The 18,111-nt window shown below is 66.1% G+C and carries 15 protein-coding genes and 7 tRNA genes; 11 read left to right on the top strand and 11 right to left on the bottom strand.

Features of this window, described 5'->3' with window-relative positions; genetic code table 11:
- Positions 1-13: 13 nt before the first annotated feature.
- The 7 genes from ACZK1G_RS13700 to ACZK1G_RS13730 form a co-directional block, all read right to left on the bottom strand.
- Complete coding sequence (locus tag ACZK1G_RS13700) at positions 14-916, bottom strand: cation diffusion facilitator family transporter (protein ID WP_049444453.1); 903 nt, start codon at positions 914-916, stop codon at positions 14-16.
- 28 nt (positions 917-944) lie between these two features.
- Complete coding sequence (locus ACZK1G_RS13705; RefSeq protein ID WP_101765690.1) at positions 945-3,233, bottom strand: Orn/Lys/Arg family decarboxylase; 2,289 nt, start codon at positions 3,231-3,233, stop codon at positions 945-947.
- 20 nt (positions 3,234-3,253) lie between these two features.
- Entirely contained in the window at positions 3,254-4,606 is a 1,353-nt protein-coding gene (gene adiC / locus ACZK1G_RS13710; protein WP_014037589.1) for an arginine/agmatine antiporter, read from the bottom strand.
- Positions 4,607-4,682: 76 nt separating this feature from the next.
- Positions 4,683-6,113 carry a DcaP family trimeric outer membrane transporter gene (locus ACZK1G_RS13715; RefSeq protein ID WP_101765691.1) on the bottom strand — a complete coding sequence of 477 codons (1,431 nt, stop codon included), beginning with the start codon at positions 6,111-6,113 and terminating at the stop codon, positions 4,683-4,685.
- 514 nt (positions 6,114-6,627) lie between these two features.
- On the bottom strand, positions 6,628-7,470 hold the full coding sequence (gene dsbG / locus ACZK1G_RS13720; protein ID WP_049444457.1) for a thiol:disulfide interchange protein DsbG: 843 nt from the start codon (positions 7,468-7,470) through the stop codon (positions 6,628-6,630).
- A gap of 30 nt (positions 7,471-7,500) precedes the next feature.
- Positions 7,501-8,304 carry a redoxin family protein gene (locus ACZK1G_RS13725; RefSeq protein WP_101765692.1) on the bottom strand — a complete coding sequence of 268 codons (804 nt, stop codon included), beginning with the start codon at positions 8,302-8,304 and terminating at the stop codon, positions 7,501-7,503.
- Positions 8,305-8,385: 81 nt separating this feature from the next.
- Positions 8,386-9,453 carry a GlxA family transcriptional regulator gene (locus tag ACZK1G_RS13730; RefSeq protein WP_101765693.1) on the bottom strand — a complete coding sequence of 356 codons (1,068 nt, stop codon included), beginning with the start codon at positions 9,451-9,453 and terminating at the stop codon, positions 8,386-8,388.
- Between the two features lie 186 nt (positions 9,454-9,639).
- Between ACZK1G_RS13730 and ACZK1G_RS13735 the strand changes: the two genes are divergently transcribed.
- The 7 genes from ACZK1G_RS13735 (at position 9,640) to ACZK1G_RS13765 (ending at position 10,976) form a co-directional block, all read left to right on the top strand.
- Positions 9,640-10,038, top strand: coding sequence for a heavy metal-responsive transcriptional regulator (locus ACZK1G_RS13735; protein WP_197621954.1), 399 nt, complete (start codon positions 9,640-9,642; stop codon positions 10,036-10,038).
- A 103-nt stretch (positions 10,039-10,141) separates the two neighbouring features.
- A tRNA-Ala gene (locus tag ACZK1G_RS13740) sits at positions 10,142-10,217 on the top strand.
- Positions 10,218-10,271: 54 nt separating this feature from the next.
- A tRNA-Glu gene (locus ACZK1G_RS13745) sits at positions 10,272-10,347 on the top strand.
- 184 nt (positions 10,348-10,531) lie between these two features.
- Positions 10,532-10,607, top strand: a tRNA-Ala gene (locus tag ACZK1G_RS13750).
- 49 nt (positions 10,608-10,656) lie between these two features.
- Positions 10,657-10,732: transfer RNA gene (locus tag ACZK1G_RS13755), tRNA-Glu, on the top strand.
- A gap of 45 nt (positions 10,733-10,777) precedes the next feature.
- A tRNA-Ala gene (locus ACZK1G_RS13760) sits at positions 10,778-10,853 on the top strand.
- Positions 10,854-10,900: 47 nt separating this feature from the next.
- A tRNA-Glu gene (locus ACZK1G_RS13765) sits at positions 10,901-10,976 on the top strand.
- A 140-nt stretch (positions 10,977-11,116) separates the two neighbouring features.
- Here ACZK1G_RS13765 and ACZK1G_RS13770 read toward each other — a convergent pair.
- Positions 11,117-11,530, bottom strand: a complete 414-nt coding sequence (locus ACZK1G_RS13770) for a GNAT family N-acetyltransferase (protein WP_014037595.1) — start codon at positions 11,528-11,530, stop codon at positions 11,117-11,119.
- 76 nt (positions 11,531-11,606) lie between these two features.
- On the opposite strand from ACZK1G_RS13770, the gene ACZK1G_RS13775 reads away from it, so the two are divergent.
- Positions 11,607-12,563, top strand: a complete 957-nt coding sequence (locus ACZK1G_RS13775; RefSeq protein WP_101765695.1) for an SOS response-associated peptidase family protein — start codon at positions 11,607-11,609, stop codon at positions 12,561-12,563.
- Between the two features lie 124 nt (positions 12,564-12,687).
- Here the strand turns inward: ACZK1G_RS13775 and ACZK1G_RS13780 are convergent, their stop codons facing one another.
- On the bottom strand, positions 12,688-13,068 hold the full coding sequence (locus tag ACZK1G_RS13780; protein ID WP_014037597.1) for a response regulator: 381 nt from the start codon (positions 13,066-13,068) through the stop codon (positions 12,688-12,690).
- A 132-nt stretch (positions 13,069-13,200) separates the two neighbouring features.
- Here ACZK1G_RS13780 and ACZK1G_RS13785 point away from each other — a divergent pair.
- From ACZK1G_RS13785 to ACZK1G_RS13795, 3 genes are all read left to right on the top strand, one after another.
- Positions 13,201-13,286: transfer RNA gene (locus ACZK1G_RS13785), tRNA-Leu, on the top strand.
- Positions 13,287-13,356: 70 nt separating this feature from the next.
- Entirely contained in the window at positions 13,357-13,899 is a 543-nt protein-coding gene (locus ACZK1G_RS13790; protein WP_049443172.1) for a GNAT family N-acetyltransferase, read from the top strand.
- Between the two features lie 115 nt (positions 13,900-14,014).
- Positions 14,015-15,454, top strand: a complete 1,440-nt coding sequence (locus tag ACZK1G_RS13795) for a GGDEF domain-containing protein (RefSeq protein ID WP_101765696.1) — start codon at positions 14,015-14,017, stop codon at positions 15,452-15,454.
- Here the strand turns inward: ACZK1G_RS13795 and ACZK1G_RS13800 are convergent.
- Both ACZK1G_RS13800 and ACZK1G_RS13805 read right to left on the bottom strand, forming a co-directional pair.
- Positions 15,451-17,277 carry a methyl-accepting chemotaxis protein gene (locus tag ACZK1G_RS13800; RefSeq protein ID WP_049443170.1) on the bottom strand — a complete coding sequence of 609 codons (1,827 nt, stop codon included), beginning with the start codon at positions 17,275-17,277 and terminating at the stop codon, positions 15,451-15,453. The genes ACZK1G_RS13795 and ACZK1G_RS13800 overlap by 4 nt on opposite strands.
- A gap of 254 nt (positions 17,278-17,531) precedes the next feature.
- On the bottom strand, positions 17,532-18,077 hold the full coding sequence (locus tag ACZK1G_RS13805) for a GNAT family N-acetyltransferase (RefSeq protein ID WP_049443169.1): 546 nt from the start codon (positions 18,075-18,077) through the stop codon (positions 17,532-17,534).
- Between the last annotated feature and the right edge of the window lie 34 nt (positions 18,078-18,111).

The raw sequence follows: 18,111 nt of genomic DNA on the forward strand, positions 1-18,111 counted from the left end.
CCACGCGCAACGATCACGTCCACGCCGGATCCGCCGTGAAATCGATGGTCAACCAGAAGGTACTGCCCCGCGCATCCAGCCGCACCGCGATCTCGTCGCGCATCGCGTCGACTTCGCCCACCGACCCCAGCGGCATGGCCGGGTCAGCCAGCACATGGATCTCGATGAAGCGCATCCGCCCCATCTTCGCCACGTGGCTGGTGAAACCGGCATAGCCACGCTCGGCCACGAACGCCTGCATCACCTGCTGCACGCGCCGGTCCAGATCATCGGGTGCCACCTGCAGCACTTCGCGCATGGCCTTCCACGCGCTGCGCGCCGGCACCGGCAGCACTGCCAGGCTGATCAACGCCAGCACGATCGAATCCAGGTACGGCACCCAGTGGTGCCACTCACCGCCGTGCAGGACCAGCGCCAGCACGAAGGCCAGCACCACCGCCAGGCTCATCAATCCGCCCAGCAGCCAGCCGCGCACGTCCAGCCACAACAGGGCGGAGCGCAGGTGCCGCGCACGCTGTGCGACGAATGCCGCCATCGCCAGATTGCTGGCACTCAGCAGTGCCGCCCACCACAGCGCGGGCCCGAACTTCACCTCGTGCCCGCCCGTGGTCAATCCGATCACGGCGTTGGCCAGCGCATACACGCAGGCCAGCGACAGGATCACACCGCCCAGCGCCTCGACCATCGGCTCCAGGTGCCAGTAGCCGTACTGGAAGCGCGGGCTCTGCTCCCGCGCCACCAGCCGCAGCACCGACAACGACACCAGGGTCAGGGCGACGTCGACCAGGCTGTACACGCCGTCGAACAGGATGGCCTGCGATCCCACCAGCAGGCCACCACTGAAACCGACCGCGCTCACCGCCAGGGTGACCCCGATCGAGAACTTCAGGATGCGTTGCTCGCGCGCGGTATCCATCGTTCGCCGAAGGGCCGACCGTTGCGGGTCAGGCCTTCAGCACCTCCACCTTGTACGAAACCACATCCCCCTCCTGCTCGATGATGAGCCCGTGCACGTCCGACTCGAAGCCAGGGAAACGGGCGTTCTGCTCGCGGGCGATGCGCAGCGACTGGATGATCGGCTCGTCGCTGTCGCCGAAGCGCTCGCCGGGCATGATGGTCGGGATGCCCGGCGGGTACGGCACCAGCATGGTCGCCGCAATGCGGCCACTGATCTGCTCGATGTCGACCCGCTCGATCTCGCCCTTGACCAGGTGGTTGTAGGCATCGGCCGGGGTCATCACCGGCGTCGGCAGATCCACGTACATCTCGCGCATCACCTTGGCCACGGCGAATTCCTGGTTGAACGCATGCAGCGCGTCGCACAGGTCACGCAGGCCCCAACCGGCGTAGGCATTCGGATAATCGGCAGCCAGGGTCGGCAGTGCCTGGCTCAGCGGCGCATTGCGGTCGTACAGCTCCTTGAACGCCATCAGCTCGGTCACCAAGGTGCTCCACTTGCCCTTGGTGATGCCCATCGAGAACAGGAACAGCACCGAGTACAGGTTGGTCTTCTCCACGGTGATGCCGCGGCCCCATAGGAACTTGCTCAGCACCGCCGCCGGGATGCCCAGCTTGCCCATGCTGCCGTCCATCGCCAGGCCCGGCGTCAGCAGGGTCACCTTGATCGGGTCGATCAGCACATAGTCGTCGACCAGGTTCTCGAAACCGTGCCAGTGCGCATCCGGCTGCAGGTACCACTCCTCGCGCTTGGCCACCAGCGGCGCCGGCGTATCGCCCTTGTCCAGGCTGCGCTCGACCTGGGTCGGCTGCCACACGCTGAACCACCAGTCATCGCGACCGAGATCATCGCGGACATGCAGCATCGCGCGGCGGAAGGCGATGGCCTCGTCATGCATTTCCTGCACCAGCGAACGGCCGGCATCGCCTTCCATCATCTTCGAGGCCACGTCGCAGGCCGCGATCACCCCGTAGTGCGGGCTGGTCGAGGTATGCATCATGAACGACTCGTTGAAGCGCTCGGCATCCAGGTTGCGCTGCGCCGAGTTGCGTACGTGGATCATCGACGCCTGCGAGAACGCGGCCAGCAGCTTGTGGGTGGAATGCGTGGTGAAGATGATCGCATCCTGCTCACGCGGCTTGCCCTTGGCCATGCCGTAGTGGTTCTCGTAGAACGGGTGGAACGCGGCGTAGGCGTACCAGGCTTCGTCGAAATGCAGGAAATCGACCGCACTGCCGATCTCGTCAGCGATCTTCTCGGCGTTGTAGCACAGGCCGTCGTAGGTCGAGTTGGTGACCACCGCGATGCGCGGCTTGGAGCCTGCCTTGTAGGCCTGGCTGGCCAGCGGATTGGCGGCGATGCGCTGCTGCAGCGACTCCGGCGTGAACTGGTCCAGGCTGATCGGGCCGATGATGCCGTGCGCGTTGCGGCTGGGCGTGAAGTACACCGGCACTGCACCGGTCATGATCAGCGCGTGCAGCAGCGACTTGTGGCAGTTGCGATCGACGAACACCACGTCGCCGCGGGCCACCGTGCCATGCCAGACGATCTTGTTGGCGGTCGAGGTGCCGTTGGTGACGAAGAACGTATGGTCGGCACCGAAGTTGCGCGCGGCTTCGTTCTCGGCGTCCTTGATCGGGCCAGTGTGATCGAGCAGCGAGCCCAGCTCCGGCACCGAGATCGACAGATCGCTGCGTAGCGTGTTCTCGCCGTAGAACTGGTGGAATGCACGGCCGACCGGCGACTTGGTGAACGCCACGCCGCCGGCATGGCCCGGCGTATGCCAGGAATAGTTCGACTCGGCCGCATGGTGGATCAGTGCCTTGAAGAACGGCGGCAGCAGATTCTTCATGTAGTCTTCGGCCGCGCGCATCACCTGCCGCGAGATGAAGCTCTTGGTGTCTTCAAACAGGAAGATGAAGCCATGGATGTACTTGAGCAGCTTGCTCGGCACCTTCTCGATGGTGCGGCGCTCGCCGTACAGGAACACCGGCAGGTTGGCGCGCCGCGCGCTCTGCTCGCGCAGGAAGGCAGTCAGGCGCTGGAACTCGCCATCCACCTCTTCGCTGCCGTCGATCGAGATCAGCACCGCCGAGGCCGCCACATAGGTGCGGGCACCGGCGCGGGCATCATCCAGGTTCAGGCCGCACAGCACGCGCTGATCGTTGCTGCGCAGTTCTTCCACCAGGGCGCGGATCAGGATGCCGCCGATGCGCGGCGACTCGTAGTCGTTGTCGATGACAATGACCGGATAGTCCAGGGACTTGAAGTACACGTTGATTCTCCTTGTCGAACTCAGGAACGCTGGGCGCCGGCACTGATCGCCGATGCCTCGCGGGCGCGCTGCCGCTGCTGGCGGCGCTCCTCGCTGAAGAAGGGATAGAACACGGTGATGAACAGCACGAACAGGAAGGCGTACTGCACGATGGTTCCCGACGAGCCGTAGATCGCCCACAGGCAGTACACGACGGTCAGGCTGGTCAGGGTCCAGAACGCACCGGTGTGGACCAGGGTGTGCGAACGCTCGACCACGAAGTAGCAGGCCACGCACGAGTAGATGTAGGGCAGCAGGGTCAGCACCACCGCCGCCGACGTGATCACGTCGAACTGGGCCGACGCGGTTTCCGAGGTGGAGGTGACCAGCACCGCCAGGGTCATCAGCACCGCCACGATCAGCACGCCCTTGACCGGCACGTCATCCTTGTTGGTCTTGCTGAAGATGCTCGGGAACAGGCCATCATCGGAAGCCGCCTTGGCGCTCTGTGCGGTCAGCAGGATCCAGCCGCCCAGCGAACCGGCCGCACCGATGAAGGCGCACAGGCTGACCAGTGCACCGCCCCAGCCGCCTACCGCCTTGGCCGCGGCCAGCGCGAACGGGGCATCGGACACCTGCAGTTCCGAGTTCGGCACCATGCCCATGATCACCGAGGAGCTGGCGATGTAGGCGATGGCGGCCAGGAACACACCGGCCAGCGTGGCGCGGGCCACGTTCTTTTCCGGGTTCTCCACCACGCCGGCGGTCACCGAAGCCGACTCGACACCGATGAAGGCCCACAGGGTGAGCGCTGCAGCGCTGGAAATCGCGCCGAAGTTGGATTCACCCGACACGTTGTAGGCGCCCTTGAAGATGTCGGCATCGAAGAAGAACCAGCCGAAGATGGCGATGCCCAGGATCGGCACCAGCGCGAAGCTGGTGGTCACCGTCTGCACGCGGCTGACGAAGGCCGGACCGATCATGTTGGCGAAGCTCAGCGCCCACACCAGCACCAGCACCGCGATGCAGCGCACCAGCGGCTCGGACAGGATCGGGAAGAAGTAACTGAAATAGCCGACCGCCGCGATCGGGATGGCGACGTTGCCGATCCAGTTGGCAAACCAGTAGATGGTGTTGGTCTGGAAGCCCATGTACGGCCCGAACCAGTCACGCGCGTAGGCATAGGGGCCGCCCGCCTTGGGTGCCAGCTTGCCCAGCTTGGCGAACACGAAGGCCAGCAGCAGCGCACCGGCGGTGGTGATCAGCCAGCCCCAGATCGAGGCGGTACCGATCTTGGCCAGGCTGGACGGCAACAGGAACACGCCTGAGCCCATCATGTTGCCGGCGACGAGGAAGGTGGCTCCGACCACCCCGATTTTCTTTGCTTCTGCCATGACAATCTCCTGTACTGGCATGAGCCCGGTGCAGCCGGGCGTGGGGACGGTTACGCTGGCGTACGACCGCTGGCGCTTATTTGATGAAGTTGTATTGCAGGCTGCCCTGCACCCGGACCGTGTCGCCGCGCGCGCCGCCCTGCTGTTCCAGGCGGCCGTACAGCAGCTCCATGCCCATCGTCCACGAAGGCGCCGGGCTCCAGATCAGATTGAACACGCCGTAGCGGCTCTGCCGGAATGCATCGGCCGCCAGTGCGGCATTCCGCTCCAGGGTCAGCTGGCCGAAGATCAGGTTCGAACGCCACAGCTCGGACCAGTAATGGGTGTAGCCGACGAAACCGCCGTGCAGGTCCAGCGCGTCGAGACGGCCATCGGCACCGACCACCGCGTCCAGTCCGGAGCCGGTCAGGTCGGCGGTGTAGCGACTGAGGCCGCGCCCGCCGAGTCCGCCGAACAGCAGCAGGTCGCGCTCGCCCACTGAGGCCGAGCCGCTCAGCTGCAGGCCGCCGGCCATGCGCCGGTCGCGCTCGCCAACGCCGTCGTAGGCCAGGCTGCGTGCCACCGCGCCCAGCTGCAGGTGGCCCCAGTCGCGCTCCATGCGCGCGGTCACTGTCACATCGGGCAGGCGGTTGACTGCCGCGCGGACGTCGCTGGCGCCGGCGAGTTCAGTCTTCGGGTCTTCAGCGGCGACGGTCAGGGTGTTGCCCTTGCCCATCGCAAAGCTGTGGTGGATGCCCGCCACCAGCAGGTATCCGGCACCGCCAGGCCCTGCGAAATCCAGTGTATCGGGCAGGCTGTCCGGGTCCATGAAGCTGGAATAGCCGTAGCCGGCGTAGGTGTTGCCAAGCTGGCCATAGGCATGTCGCAGGCGGAACTCATACCCATCACTGCTGCCGAAGAAATCGTTCTCCAGGTAGAAGCGCAGGTTGCCGTGCGTGGTCGGGCGCCGCGCCTCGAAACTGAAGCGGGTCTGCTTGGCGTGGATGTTGAAGTTGGAGACATCGCGATGACTGCCACCCACCGGCATCGACGAGGGAATGAACTGATCCTCGTCACCGGCCGCACGCGAATCGGCAATCGCATCGAGCTTGGCGTAGCCGCCGATGCGGATCACCGTATCGGTGCCGGGAATGGCAAAGAAGCCCTTCAGATCCGGGTCGGTCGGCCCAGCGGCGCTGTCGGGACGCGAGGCCGCCGTTGAGGGGTCGGCCACGGATTCGCGCTGCGGCAGCACCGGCTGCGCCACGCCCGGCACCTGGGTGGGATGCAGCAGGTTGGCGCTGCTGGCAGCGGCAACCATCGGCGCCGGCACCTGCGGCGTGGCCGCTTCGGCTCCCTCTCGCTGCTCAAGCCGATCCAGGCGCTGCTGCATGCCTTCCAGTGCCTGACGCATGGCAGCGATTTCCTGGCGCAATGCCCGCGCATCTTCCTGGCCATCCTGCTGCGCATACGCCGGCGTGATCGCCAGCGCGGTCAGACAGGCCAGACTCAGTACCGCCAAGCGCATTGCATCCTCCCTGGACAAACACTCGCAACGCGCTGACGGCGCGCGCGCAGACGCGGCTCCGACGTTGCGTTGCCGTTGCTGGAAATGCGGGTACTGCGTTGACGACACCGGCCAGCCTGCGCGTGACAGGCAACAGGACGATGACACTGCCCCACCCGCACCGATGTCGACTCCATCAAGGCCGCGCTGCCAGAGAGGTGGCGACCGCAGCGGTCTGGGTAACAATCAGGGGGTGAGAGTGTCGTGAATGGCTGTGCCGACCGACCCGGTTCAGGGCATGCCTGGCGCGGCATCCATGGCGCGTTGACGCTGTATTCCATGCGTCACAGGCTAATCCGTCTGTCGTTTTTGACCTTGATTGGAATCAAGGCGCGATGCTTGATGTCAGTCACGATTCAGACGTGACGACGAACAGCTGCTGCGCAGCCCCGCAGCCTCTGCAGGAGCGACGAAAAGCAACAGGCCCGCATGCTGCCATGCGGGCCTGTGGGTTACATCACGACGTTGGCGGCGATCAGCGCGGGCCCAACACCGTCTGCAGGTCGGCGCCCTGCGGCAGGCCCGCGCGACGCTGCACCTGGCCCTGTGCGTCCTGGAACAGGATGCCCGGCGTGCCCTGGAACCCCATCTCGATCATCAGCACCTGGTTGGCGTCGAGCTTGCCAGCGATCTCGCGGCTGATGCTCGGCAGGGCCTTGATGCCACCACGATCGAACTGGTGTTCGTTTTCCAGCAACGCCGCACTCGGGTCACGCGCGGACAGGATGGCGGCGGCCTTGGCCGGGCTGTCCTCGCGGATCACGCCAACCATGATGTGGCGGAGCTGGACCTTGCCCGCGTCGACCCACGGGCGGGCCGCTTCCCAGAACTTGTGGCAGTACGGGCAGTTGGCATCACTGAAGGTGTAGACCACGCGCGGCGCATCGGCCTTGCCGTCACGCACCCAGGCACTGGCTTCCAGCTTGGTCCACATCTTGGCCGACATCGGTGCGGCGACCAGCTTCTCCACCGCCTCGGCGGCCACATCGTTGCCTTCGGCATCGAACAGGCTGCCGACCAGCACGTGCTTGCCGTCGGCGGTGACGTAGGCCGCAGCCGGCTGCTGCCCGCCCACCACGCCAGCGAAGCCGCGCAGACCACCCGGTGCATCGAACTCGGCAACGACTTCGAAGCCGTGCTTCTCGATGCCTTTCAGCACTGCGGGGCGGTCACCCTTGGCCGCAGTTGCCGGAGCGCTGGCCGCCGGTGCTGCGGCCGTCTTGCCCGGCGGGGTCTGGGCCTGGCTGCAGGCGGCCAATGCCAGCATGACCGGCAGCAACAGCACCGCCGGAGCGATGCGCAGGGAAGTCGACAACATGGGAACTCCGTAGTGAGATGCCCGCGCAGGCTACCGCAGCCGACGCAGTTTGTGTTCAAGGCCCGCCACAGTCAGTTCGCCAAGGTGCAGTTCACGCAGGCGCCCTTCGGCGTCGAAAAACAGCGTCGACGGATAGGCCTGCACACCCAGTGCGGTTGACGCGGAGGCGGTATCGTCCAGCAGCACATTGCCCAGCCGAAGCCGCTCGGATGCAATGAAACCTTCTACTTCGCCCAGGGTTTCCCCCTGGTTGAGGAACACGAACTGCACGTCAGTATGGGTCTGCTGTGCGGATGCCAGCACCGGCATCTCGCGTCGGCAGGGCCCACACCAGCTGGCCCAGAGATTCAGCACCAGCGGTTTGCCCCGGAACTGCTGCAGGTCGATCACGCGCCCCTGCAGATCGGTCACCTGCACCACCGGCAGCGGCATCCGCTGCTCCTGCCATGCTGCCAGCAGGTGGCTGCCCGCCGCCCACAGCAGCACGCCCACCAGCGCCCCCGCCAGCACCGGCGCACGCAAGGCACGCCATAGACTCAGCCGCCAAACACCCCAGGCCAGGCCTGCAACCAGCACGACGGAGAGGTGATACCCGCCATCGGCGATCTGCAGGATGCTCCAGGGGGCCTCACGATAGAGCGCGAAGTTCAAGGCCACGAAGCTGATGCGCCCGCACAGCAGGCCGATCAGCAACATGTCCAGGACCATGCTTGCCGCGGAAGGCACTGCCATCCCATCCTTCCGACGCGGCCACAGGCGTGCCACGGCCATGGCCAGCAGCACGCACATCAGGATCAACACCACCGGCATCGGCACCGGCCCAACACTCGACATCAGCCCACCTGTCCCATCATCCGTTGCCTGCATGGTCGAAGCGTCGCGCCCAGGTTGCAAGCGCGACGCCCACCGCAGGCATCAGGCAGCGCTGCGCGGCATCTGCGTGCCAGGCACCGGTTGCAGCCCGCGCAGGCTGCCCGCCACCGATGACAACAGCGGCCGCTCGCGTCGCTTGTTGTTGACCAGCCGGCGATAGTTGGCCGGCGTCATTCCGACAATGCGCAGGAACAGGCGGCGGAAAGCGCTCTGATCGGCGTAACCCACGCCCCAGGCCACTTCATCGATACCCGCGCCCTGCTGCAGCAGCGTCTGCGCCTTGGCGATACGCAACCGCTGGCAATACTCGATCGGGCGCAGGCCGGTGGCCTTCAGAAAGCGCCGCTGCAGGGTCCGCGGCTCCAGCCCGGAAATCTTACAGATCGCACCGAGCGTGGCGCCGCGCGCAGCGGTGGTATGCAGCCAGCGTTGCGCCTTCAGTACGTCGCGATCGCCATGGGCGAAGTTGGCACTGAAGCGCTCGAGATCCTGCTGGATCGCCGCCGGCACCGTGATCCCCAGCTGCTGCGCAACGGAACTCGCCACGCCCTGGCCGTGCAGCCGGTACAGCAGGCGCAGGGCGAGGAAGCGCCAGGCCTGGGAACCGGCCACCGTCAGCAGGTCGCCATCATCAACCAGCGCGCGCTCACTGGGCACCCAGCTGGCCGACTGCCCCTGCAGACCCGGGTGGCGCCCGAGGTCCGGGCCACTGACCGTGCGCCCGGCCAGCAGTCCGGCACGCGCGAGCATGCTGACACCATCACTGGCCGCCGCCAGCAGACTGCCGCCGTCGTAGTGCGCGCGCAGCCAATCCAGCAGCACCTCATCGGCGCGCAGGCAGACGCCCTGGCTGATCTGGCCAGGCACGGCGATCACGGCGGGAATGTCCGCCTCGAGCATCTCCGCGCCGGCAATGCGATGCACGCCGGTCTGGCTGGCCGGCACGATCCAGCGGGTCACCAGGACCCGCTTGAACGGACGGCGCTGCTGCTGGGCAAGCCGGTTGGCGACATGTGCCATCTCAGTCAGCACGGAGGCGGCCGACGGGTCGCCTCCCGGGTACTCGACCACCGCGACCTCGACGAATCCTTCGTTTCTGAATCCTTCCACAGACCATCTCCTCGGTTCGTTGCAGGCCATCCAGCGGCCGGTTCAGGCGCAGGGTAGGAACTGCCACGACGGCGGGGCTATGAAGAAAGTTGCAAAGTGCGCTGAATGCGCTGTCAGCGACGGGACCTTGACCCTGGACCAGACTCAAGGCTTCACAATGAGCGGCAGCATCCGCAGGAATCCGCCATGAACATTGGTCAACTGGCGCGCCAGGCCGGCGTGCCGATCGATACGGTGCGCTACTACGAGCGCCAGCAGCTGCTGCCCACGGCGGCACGCTCGGCCGGGGGTTACCGCATCTTCGGCGAACAGGACCTGCGCAGGCTGCGCTTCATCCGTCGCGCCAAGACGCTGGGCTTCAGCCTGGAAGAAATCGCCGAACTGCTGGCACTCAGTGACCGTCATTCGCACGACATGGGCAGCGTGCGCGACACGGCGCAGGCCCGACTGCACGACATCGCGCAGCGCATGGCCGAACTGCAGCGCATGCACACCGCGCTTTCGCAGCTGGTCGACGCCTGCCCCGGCCACGGCACACTGGATCAATGCCCGATCCTGGCGGCGCTGACCGATGACACTGCGTGAGTCCGGGCGACTGACATCCACCTCGCAACGCGCGTGAAGAAAAGTGCAACAAATGCTTGCCAACCCCCTGGGGCAAGGCTATTATTTCGCTCCTCAGCGACGTGGGGCCATAGCTCAGCTGGGAGAGCGCCTGCATGGCATGCAGGAGGTCAGCGGTTCGATCCCGCTTGGCTCCACCAATCTTTCGGCATTAGGCCGTCGAAAGGTCGCTAAAGAACATTGATGAGAATTGCGTCCCCATCGTCTAGAGGCCTAGGACATCACCCTTTCACGGTGGCGACCGGGGTTCGAATCCCCGTGGGGACGCCACTCATCACGAACAACGAGGACCCGGCCGATAACCGGGTCTTTTTTGTTCACCGCCTACCGGCATTCAGGTTGTGGCGTTGCGGTTCCCCTGCCCTCGTGGCTGCGGTTGAACCGGAACGAAAAAAGTTCAAAAAAGACTTCCACAAACGTGAACACGCAGGTATGATAGGCGGCTCGGTAACACGGGGCCATAGCTCAGCTGGGAGAGCGCCTGCATGGCATGCAGGAGGTCAGCGGTTCGATCCCGCTTGGCTCCACCACTTTCGACATTAGGCCGTCGAAGGTTCTACAACTTGAAGTTTTTCGTGCGTCCCCATCGTCTAGAGGCCTAGGACATCACCCTTTCACGGTGGCGACCGGGGTTCGAATCCCCGTGGGGACGCCAGTTTCAAAACGGACTCTGCTCCCGGCAGATCATCCGGAGTTTCATGGGGCCATAGCTCAGCTGGGAGAGCGCCTGCATGGCATGCAGGAGGTCAGCGGTTCGATCCCGCTTGGCTCCACCACTTCGACATTAGGCCGTCGAAGGATCTACAACTTGAAGTTTTCGTGCGTCCCCATCGTCTAGAGGCCTAGGACATCACCCTTTCACGGTGGCGACCGGGGTTCGAATCCCCGTGGGGACGCCAATTCTTGAAAACCCCGGTTTCGGCCGGGGTTTTTCTTTGCCTGCAATTCCTGGGAAGGCCCTATCCACGCATGGCGTGGATCTACTGCAGGGCCCGGGTAGATCCACGACATGCGTGGATGGCTTCACCCCGATTACGACTCAGAACCGCCGATACATCCCGATCGATGCCGGTGCGGTGGGTGCGAAACCAAACTGTGCGTACAACCGATGCGCCTCGCCATCGGCCAGCAGGCTGACATACGCCGATGGCGGCAGGTTGGCCTGCATCCAGCCATCCAGGCGCCGCATCACCTCCTTGCCCAGCCCCTGTCCCTGCAGCCGCGGCAGCACCGCGATGTCACAGACCTGCAGGTGGCAGCCGCCATCGCCGACGATACGCCCCATCGCCACCAGTTCAGCGCCTTGGTAGGCGCACACGCCGAACAGGGTGTTGGGCAGCGCGCGCATGGCCGCTTCCGGGCTCTTGGCACTGAGGCCTGCGAGCACACGCAACCGGCAGTAGTCCTCGACCGTCGGCACGGCTTCACGGAACTGGCAGGTGGAATCATTCATGCGGCATCTCCTGATGGGTCGGGCTATCCTGCCGCATCCACGTCGCAGCCGTTGCGACCCAGGTCCCCAGAGTCCCATGTGCTATTCCGCCCTGATCCGCGCCGACTACGCCAAGCTGATACGCGAGTTCGGCGCCATCCTGTCGCTGGAGGAGTTCGCCGACCTGTACGCACACGATCCGGGCAAGAAGCGGCCGAAGACCCCGAAGGCGATGGATGACGGATTCGCCGGTGCACGGACCGAACAGGGCCGCGACATCGTGGCGAAGATCCAGCAATGGCATGCGCAGGAGCAGCAGGCACTGGAGGCCGAACTGGCCCGGCAGCGCGAAAGACGCGATATCGCCCATGCCACGCTGGCCACCCGGCCCACGCAGAAGGCACGCAATGACCTGCGCGTGGCCGGCAACCGCATCGAGCGAGCGCACGCCCGATTGGAAGACCTGCATCGGGTACAGCTGCTGCCGCGCGACAACCGCATTTTTCCCGGCACCTACGCACCGGTGATGATCAGCGAGAACGGCCAGCGCGTGATCAAGCCGATGCGCTACCAGTGCCGGCTGCCGGACACGCCGGCGCGCAACGACGTGCTGTACCCCGGTACCTACAATGCGCGGCGTGACAGCCTGGAAGGCTATTGGCGGGGTGCGTTCGGACTGCGCCACGGCGTGGTGGTGGTGCAGGCGTTCTACGAGCACGTGCCACGCCACGCCATCGCCGGCCGCACCCTCGGTGACGACGAAAAGAAACAGGACGTGGTGCTCGAATTCCGTCCCGATCCGCCCCGCGACCTGCTGCTGGCCTGCCTCTGGGCGGAATGGGAAGGACCGGAAGGCCGCCTGCTGTCGTTTGCCACGATCACCGACGCCCCTCCCAGCGACGTCGCCGCTGCCGGGCATGACCGCGGCGTGGTACCGATCCGCAGGGAACACCTCGATGCCTGGCTCAATCCCGATCCGGATGACCTGGCGCGCCAGTACCAGATCCTCGATGACCGCGAGGAGATCCGTTACGTGTACCAGGAAGCAGGCTGAGCGCTACGTGCAATGGAAAAACCCCGCCTGGGCGGGGTTCCTGGATCCGGGGTTGCCGCCGCACATCGTAGACGTGAGCATTCAGGCCCCGGCAGCATACCCCTGCCGGTCCGCAGTGGACGGCTCAGGCCTTGGCGCTGGAGCGGCCGACCGCACGCGCCAGCGCCCGCGACAGATCCGCCGACAGGTACGGCTTGACCAGCAGCAGACCGGCCAACATCGGTGCCGGCAGCTGCTCGGCCAGCATCCCGGTGGCCAGCACGAACGGAATGCCACGTGCCGAAAGCGCTGCGGCCACCGGCTCACTGGTCTCGTTGCGGGCCAGCCGGTAATCCAGCAGGGCCACGTCCGGGGCGCTCTTCTCCAGCAGCTGCAGGGCCTCGGACACGCTCGCTGCGAGCCCGACCACGGTCGCACCGGCATGCACCAGCTGCATCTGCAGCAGGGCCGCACTCATTTCGTCGTTCTCGACCACCAGTACCCTCAGGTCCTGCAACACTGTCATCAGCTACCGCTCCTGGAGGCAATTGCACGCTGGGAGTATAGCTACCAAGGAGCCAATGCCGACAGGAACCGCCCTGATAGGCCCTCCTACTATGCATCTCCCGCCGACCTCGGTTACACTCGCACGCTGCCTGCCGGTGTGGCGGAATGGTATACGCAGCTGACTCAAAATCAGCCGGGGGTGACCCCATGAAGGTTCGAGTCCTTTCACCGGCACCACTGCATCAAAGGCCAGGTCCATGACCTGGCCTTTTGCATTTCCCGGGCCTGTGCACCGACACTGGCGACGATGCCCGAGCATGCTCCTCCCACGCTTGCCGACACCCTGCCCGCGCGGTTGCGCCCTCTGCGGGCGTCCGATGCCGCCGCCTGGTCCCACTACCTCTCGCTGCCAGGCGTAATCGAGCACACCAGCTGGGGCGACGTTTCCGAACGGGCGCTGGCGCAGCAGATCACCCGCTATCTGGCTGATGCATCCGATCAGCGCTGGGCGATGGTGGACGCCGACGACCAGCTGATCGGCACTGTTGGCCTGAACGGCGTCGACCCGTGGCATGGCCGCGGCGAACTCGCCTATGACCTCGATCCGCGCTGGCAGGGACAGGGCCTGGCCACGCATGCAGCGCGAGCCGTGCTTGACTGGGCACATGGCACCTGTGGGCTGGTCCGCATCCAGGCCACCGTTCTGGACAGCAATGCCCGTTCGATCGCCCTGCTGGAACGCCTCGGCATGCAGCGCGAGGGGCGGCTGCGCGCCTATCGCCACGTGCGGGGACAGCCCCGCGACTTCTGGATGTACGCCCACATCAACGGCGTCGTGTCACCCCGCTGAAACGCAAATGTGACAACCAACAAGGTTGCGAATAGAACTGGCTCACACTTTTCTTGCCAGCCTCACGTACTTCTGCCTATCGTGATCCCAGCCGGATCTGGGGGCGGGGGAATGCATGACGTTGCGTGCGGCACTGTTTTTCATGGTCACGCACGCGCTCGTCATTGCCTTGATCGGACCGCAGGACCCGGTTGGCTCCTACCTGATGCTGATCACCGCCCCCCTTCTGGCGGCACTGGCCTGCGTGCGACGCGCGCGCGACAGCCACGCGGCCTGCAAATGGCGAACGCTGGGCGCTGCCGTTGGCCTGTTCTCTCTGGCCCTGCTGGCCCTGCTGTATCGCAATGTGGCCGGCCTCAGCCCTGCGCAGATGACCGCCTCGTCACTGATCCTGTACGTGTTCTACCGGATTCCGCTGACCTACGTGGCCGCCAGCCCGGGCGGCGGCAACCGCTGCATCCGTGCGGTGGACCTGGCGGTCATCGCGCTGCTGTGGTTGCTGTACTTCGTGCATACGCGGGCGATGGCACACCTCAACACCGCATTGTGGACGCAATGCCTGCACACCATGAGCAACGTGCAGAACAGCCTGGTGTTCTGCTTCGCGCTGATCCGCTTCCTGGCCGAGGACAATGCCGACCGCCGCGACTTCTTCCGCACGTTGACCCTCTACGCGCTGGGCTACTTCCTGCTGGCGTTCTACATCAATACCTGGCAGCCGCAGGTACCCGATGGTGGCTGGGGCGACCTGCTGATCAGCGGGCTGTTCGTGCTGCTGGCGGTGCTGGCCGGCGGCACGTACCGCCCACCGGCGGTGGCTGTGCCGCGCAACCTCCGCCGCATCGTCGATGCCGGCGTGCCGCTGATGCTGCCGTTGCTGCTGATGATGGTGGCGCTGCTGGTGGCACGCCTGCAGCCGACCCTGGCCACCATGGGGTTCATCGGCGCCATGCTCGGCTATGCCCTGCGCAGCGTGCTGACCCAGGTGCAGATCCAGCGCGAGCGCGACGAACTGGCGCTGCTGGCCCGGCGCGATCCGCTGACCGGGCTGGGCAACCGCCGCAACTTCGATGAATCACTCGGCAGCGCGCACGGCCGCGCCCGTCGCCAGGGCCTGGGGCTGGCGGTGCTGATGATCGACATCGACCACTTCAAGCGACTCAACGACACCTACGGGCATCCGGAAGGCGATCGCCGCCTGCAGGCGGTCGCCGCGATCCTCGACGGCTGCCTGCAACGCGGTGATGACCTGCTGGCCCGCTACGGTGGCGAGGAGTTCATCGCCGCCCTGCCCGCGCCCGACGCCGCCCACGCCCTGGGCCTGGGCGAGCGCCTGCGCGCCGCCGTGGAAGCCGCCGCCCTGCCCGCCGCCGAGGCCCACGTGACCATCAGCATCGGCGTGGCCTGGCAGGCCGCGCATGAGCAGGCCGACCCACGAGGCCTGGTCGACCGGGCCGACCAGGCCCTGTACCGGGCCAAGCATGCCGGCCGCAACTGCGTGCATGCTGCCCCGGCCCTCGAGGCCGGGGAACACCACTCCGACCGCCGGGCCTAGACCGCGCGCAGCACCGTCGCGCCATGCAGGTGCCCCACCCCACCCTGCACGCGGAAGCTGGCCACGGTCTGCAGCAGCTGCGCTGACTGCTCTTCCATGCTGCGCGCCGCGGCCGAGGCTTCCTCGACCAGCGCGGCGTTCTGCTGGGTACCCTGGTCGATCAGATCGACGGCATGGTTCATCTGCTGGATGTCGTCGCTCTGCTGCTGTGCGGCCGTGCTGATCTCGGACATCAGGTCACTGACCCGGCGCACGTTGACCACGATCTCGTCCATGGTGCGGCCGGCGCTCTCAACCTGTGCAGTACCGGCGCCGACATTGGCCACCGACGCATCGATCAGCTGCTTGATCTCCTTGGCGGCACTGGCCGAGCGCTGCGACAGTTCGCGGATCTCGGTGGCGACCACGGCGAAGCCACGCCCGTGCTCGCCCGCGCGCGCGGCTTCCACCGCGGCGTTCAAGGCAAGGATGTTGGTCTGGAAGGCGATGCCGTCGATCACGCCGATGATGTCGACGATGCGCCGCGAGGACGCGTTGATCACCGCCATGGTCTCGACCACTTCGTGCACCACGTTGCCACCGCGCGCGGCGACGTCGGCGGCGCCACCGGCCAGCTGGCTGGCCTGCCGTGCATTGGTCGCGGTGCGCTGCACGGTCTCGGCCAGGCCCTTCATCGACACCGCGGTCTCCTCCAGCGACGCTGCCTGCTGCTCGGTGCGCTGCGACAGATCGCTGTTGCCCTGCGCGATCTCGGTTGCGCCGACGGCGATGGTGTCGGCGGCGAACTTGATCTGGCCGATGATCGCGGCCATCGCCTCGACCAGCGAATTCACGCCTTCGCACAGCTCGGCGATCGGCCCGTTCTTGTCGGCGGTGGCCACGCGCCGGGTCAGGTCGCCCTCCTTGGCGGCCGCCACCACTTCACGGGTCTGCGCCACGGCGCGCTGCATGGCCTGGTTTTCATGCACCTGCGCGGTGATGTCGGTGGCGTACTTGACGACCTTGAACGGCTTTCCGTTGAGGTCCAGGATCGGGTTGTAGGACGCCTGGATCCAGACCTCGCGCCCGCCCTTGCCGAGGCGCCGGTACTGGCCGGCATCGTATTCGCCACGACCCAGCTTCTCCCAGAACTGCCGATACTCGGCACTGCCGCGATGCTCGGGTTCGACGAACAGCGAATGGTGCTGGCCACGCACGTCGTCCAGGCTGTAGCCGGTGGCGGCCAGGAAGTTGTCGTTGGCCGACAGGATGCGGCCGTCCATGCTGAACTCGATCACCGCCTGCGACTTGTCGATGGCCGCCAGCTGCCCGGCCGAGTCAGCCGCCTGCAGCTTCTGCGCGGTGATGTCGGTGGCGAACTTGACCACCTTGTACGGACGCCCCTGCCGGTCCAGCACCGGGTTGTACGAGGCCTGGATCCAGATCTCGCGCTGGCCCTTGCCGAAACGCCGGTACTGGCCAGCGTCATATTCGCCACGTCCCAGCCGCGCCCAGAAGTCACGGTATTCGGCGCTGCGCGCCTGCTCGGGATCGACGAACAGGGAATGGTGCTTTCCCTGGATCTCCTCCAGCCGGTAGCCCATCGCCTGCAGGAAGTTGTCGTTGGCCTGCAGGATGGTGCCGTCGAGGGCGAACTCGATGACCGCCTGGACCCGGTGCAGCGCAGCGACCTGCGCCTCGAGTTCGGTACGGCCATCGGCCGCCGCTTCGACGCCGGTGCGGTGCTGGGGTGCCAGCGCGCCCAGCAGGGCACGCCACGGCGACCAACGGGTATGCAGCTCGGCCGGCGCCTGCGCGCCTGCCGTGAAGCCTGGAATGAGCATTGTCTGATCCTCGGTGTCCGGTAAGCGGTTGCGACCCGACGGGCGGGATGCCCGGCGGCAACTTCAGTTGCTTGGGACTACAGGTACCGGCAGGCACCCCTCGAGCGGCTGGCAAGAACGTCTGGTGCGGGTGCGATCGGCATGGGGAGCGGCGGAACACACAGCGCGGGCCGCCCGTCGGGGGCAGCCTGGGGTCCTGCAGCGGGCGACTGGAGCGGGATCCAGAGGGAATATCGGCGATGCGATCGGTGGCTTTAGCCGGATTCCGCGACGCCCGTCGCAACTTCAGATGCTGCTGCAGGGATGCGGTAGACAATCGCGGTGTACTTCACATTCTGCTCACGCGCGACGGGGATGCCGCCGAGCGATTCCGCCAGGCGCCGGCTGGGCAGGTTCTGCTCGGCCACCGGGTAGCAGAATGCGGCCCGGTCCAGCCGCCGGGATGCGAGCGCACGCACCGCCGCCACGGCTTCACGGCCATAGCCATGCCCGTGCATCGCCTCGGCGATCCAGATGCCGAGTTCGGGTTCCGCATCGGCGGTGCGATGCAGGCCGGCCAGGCCGAGGAACGCACCATCCGCGTGTCGGCGGATCACGAACGTAAGGTCGGTGCCATCGGCGATGGTGGGCAACCACGTCGACCAGACAGCGGCGAAAGCCTGCTCCGACGCAGGGGGATCAAACGCCATGTAGCGGGTCAGCCCCGGCGTGATCGCGGCAAACGCCTCGCCGGCGTCCTCCGGCGTGAAGGGCCGGAGCTGCAGCCGCCGGCTGTCGATGGTCCAGTCGTCGGGGGACATGTCGCGCGTCGTTGCTGTCATTGGGCATAGCCTC

Source organism: Stenotrophomonas sp. 109824_Sma (genome assembly GCF_056480025.1).

What these genes read in the sequence shown, in the direction of transcription:
- ACZK1G_RS13700 (WP_049444453.1), bottom strand. Translation starts at nt 916, where the DNA reads ATGGATACCGCGCGCGAGCAACGCATCCTGAAGTTCTCGATCGGGGTC.
- adiC (WP_014037589.1), bottom strand. Translation starts at nt 4,606, where the DNA reads ATGGCAGAAGCAAAGAAAATCGGGGTGGTCGGAGCCACCTTCCTCGTC.
- ACZK1G_RS13715 (WP_101765691.1), bottom strand. Translation starts at nt 6,113, where the DNA reads ATGCGCTTGGCGGTACTGAGTCTGGCCTGTCTGACCGCGCTGGCGATC.
- dsbG (WP_049444457.1), bottom strand. Translation starts at nt 7,470, where the DNA reads ATGTTGTCGACTTCCCTGCGCATCGCTCCGGCGGTGCTGTTGCTGCCG.
- ACZK1G_RS13725 (WP_101765692.1), bottom strand. Translation starts at nt 8,304, where the DNA reads ATGTCGAGTGTTGGGCCGGTGCCGATGCCGGTGGTGTTGATCCTGATG.
- ACZK1G_RS13735 (WP_197621954.1), top strand. Translation starts at nt 9,640, where the DNA reads ATGAACATTGGTCAACTGGCGCGCCAGGCCGGCGTGCCGATCGATACG.
- ACZK1G_RS13770 (WP_014037595.1), bottom strand. Translation starts at nt 11,530, where the DNA reads ATGAATGATTCCACCTGCCAGTTCCGTGAAGCCGTGCCGACGGTCGAG.
- ACZK1G_RS13775 (WP_101765695.1), top strand. Translation starts at nt 11,607, where the DNA reads ATGTGCTATTCCGCCCTGATCCGCGCCGACTACGCCAAGCTGATACGC.
- ACZK1G_RS13780 (WP_014037597.1), bottom strand. Translation starts at nt 13,068, where the DNA reads ATGACAGTGTTGCAGGACCTGAGGGTACTGGTGGTCGAGAACGACGAA.
- ACZK1G_RS13790 (WP_049443172.1), top strand. Translation starts at nt 13,357, where the DNA reads ATGCCCGAGCATGCTCCTCCCACGCTTGCCGACACCCTGCCCGCGCGG.
- ACZK1G_RS13795 (WP_101765696.1), top strand. Translation starts at nt 14,015, where the DNA reads ATGACGTTGCGTGCGGCACTGTTTTTCATGGTCACGCACGCGCTCGTC.
- ACZK1G_RS13800 (WP_049443170.1), bottom strand. Translation starts at nt 17,277, where the DNA reads ATGCTCATTCCAGGCTTCACGGCAGGCGCGCAGGCGCCGGCCGAGCTG.
- ACZK1G_RS13805 (WP_049443169.1), bottom strand. Translation starts at nt 18,077, where the DNA reads ATGTCCCCCGACGACTGGACCATCGACAGCCGGCGGCTGCAGCTCCGG.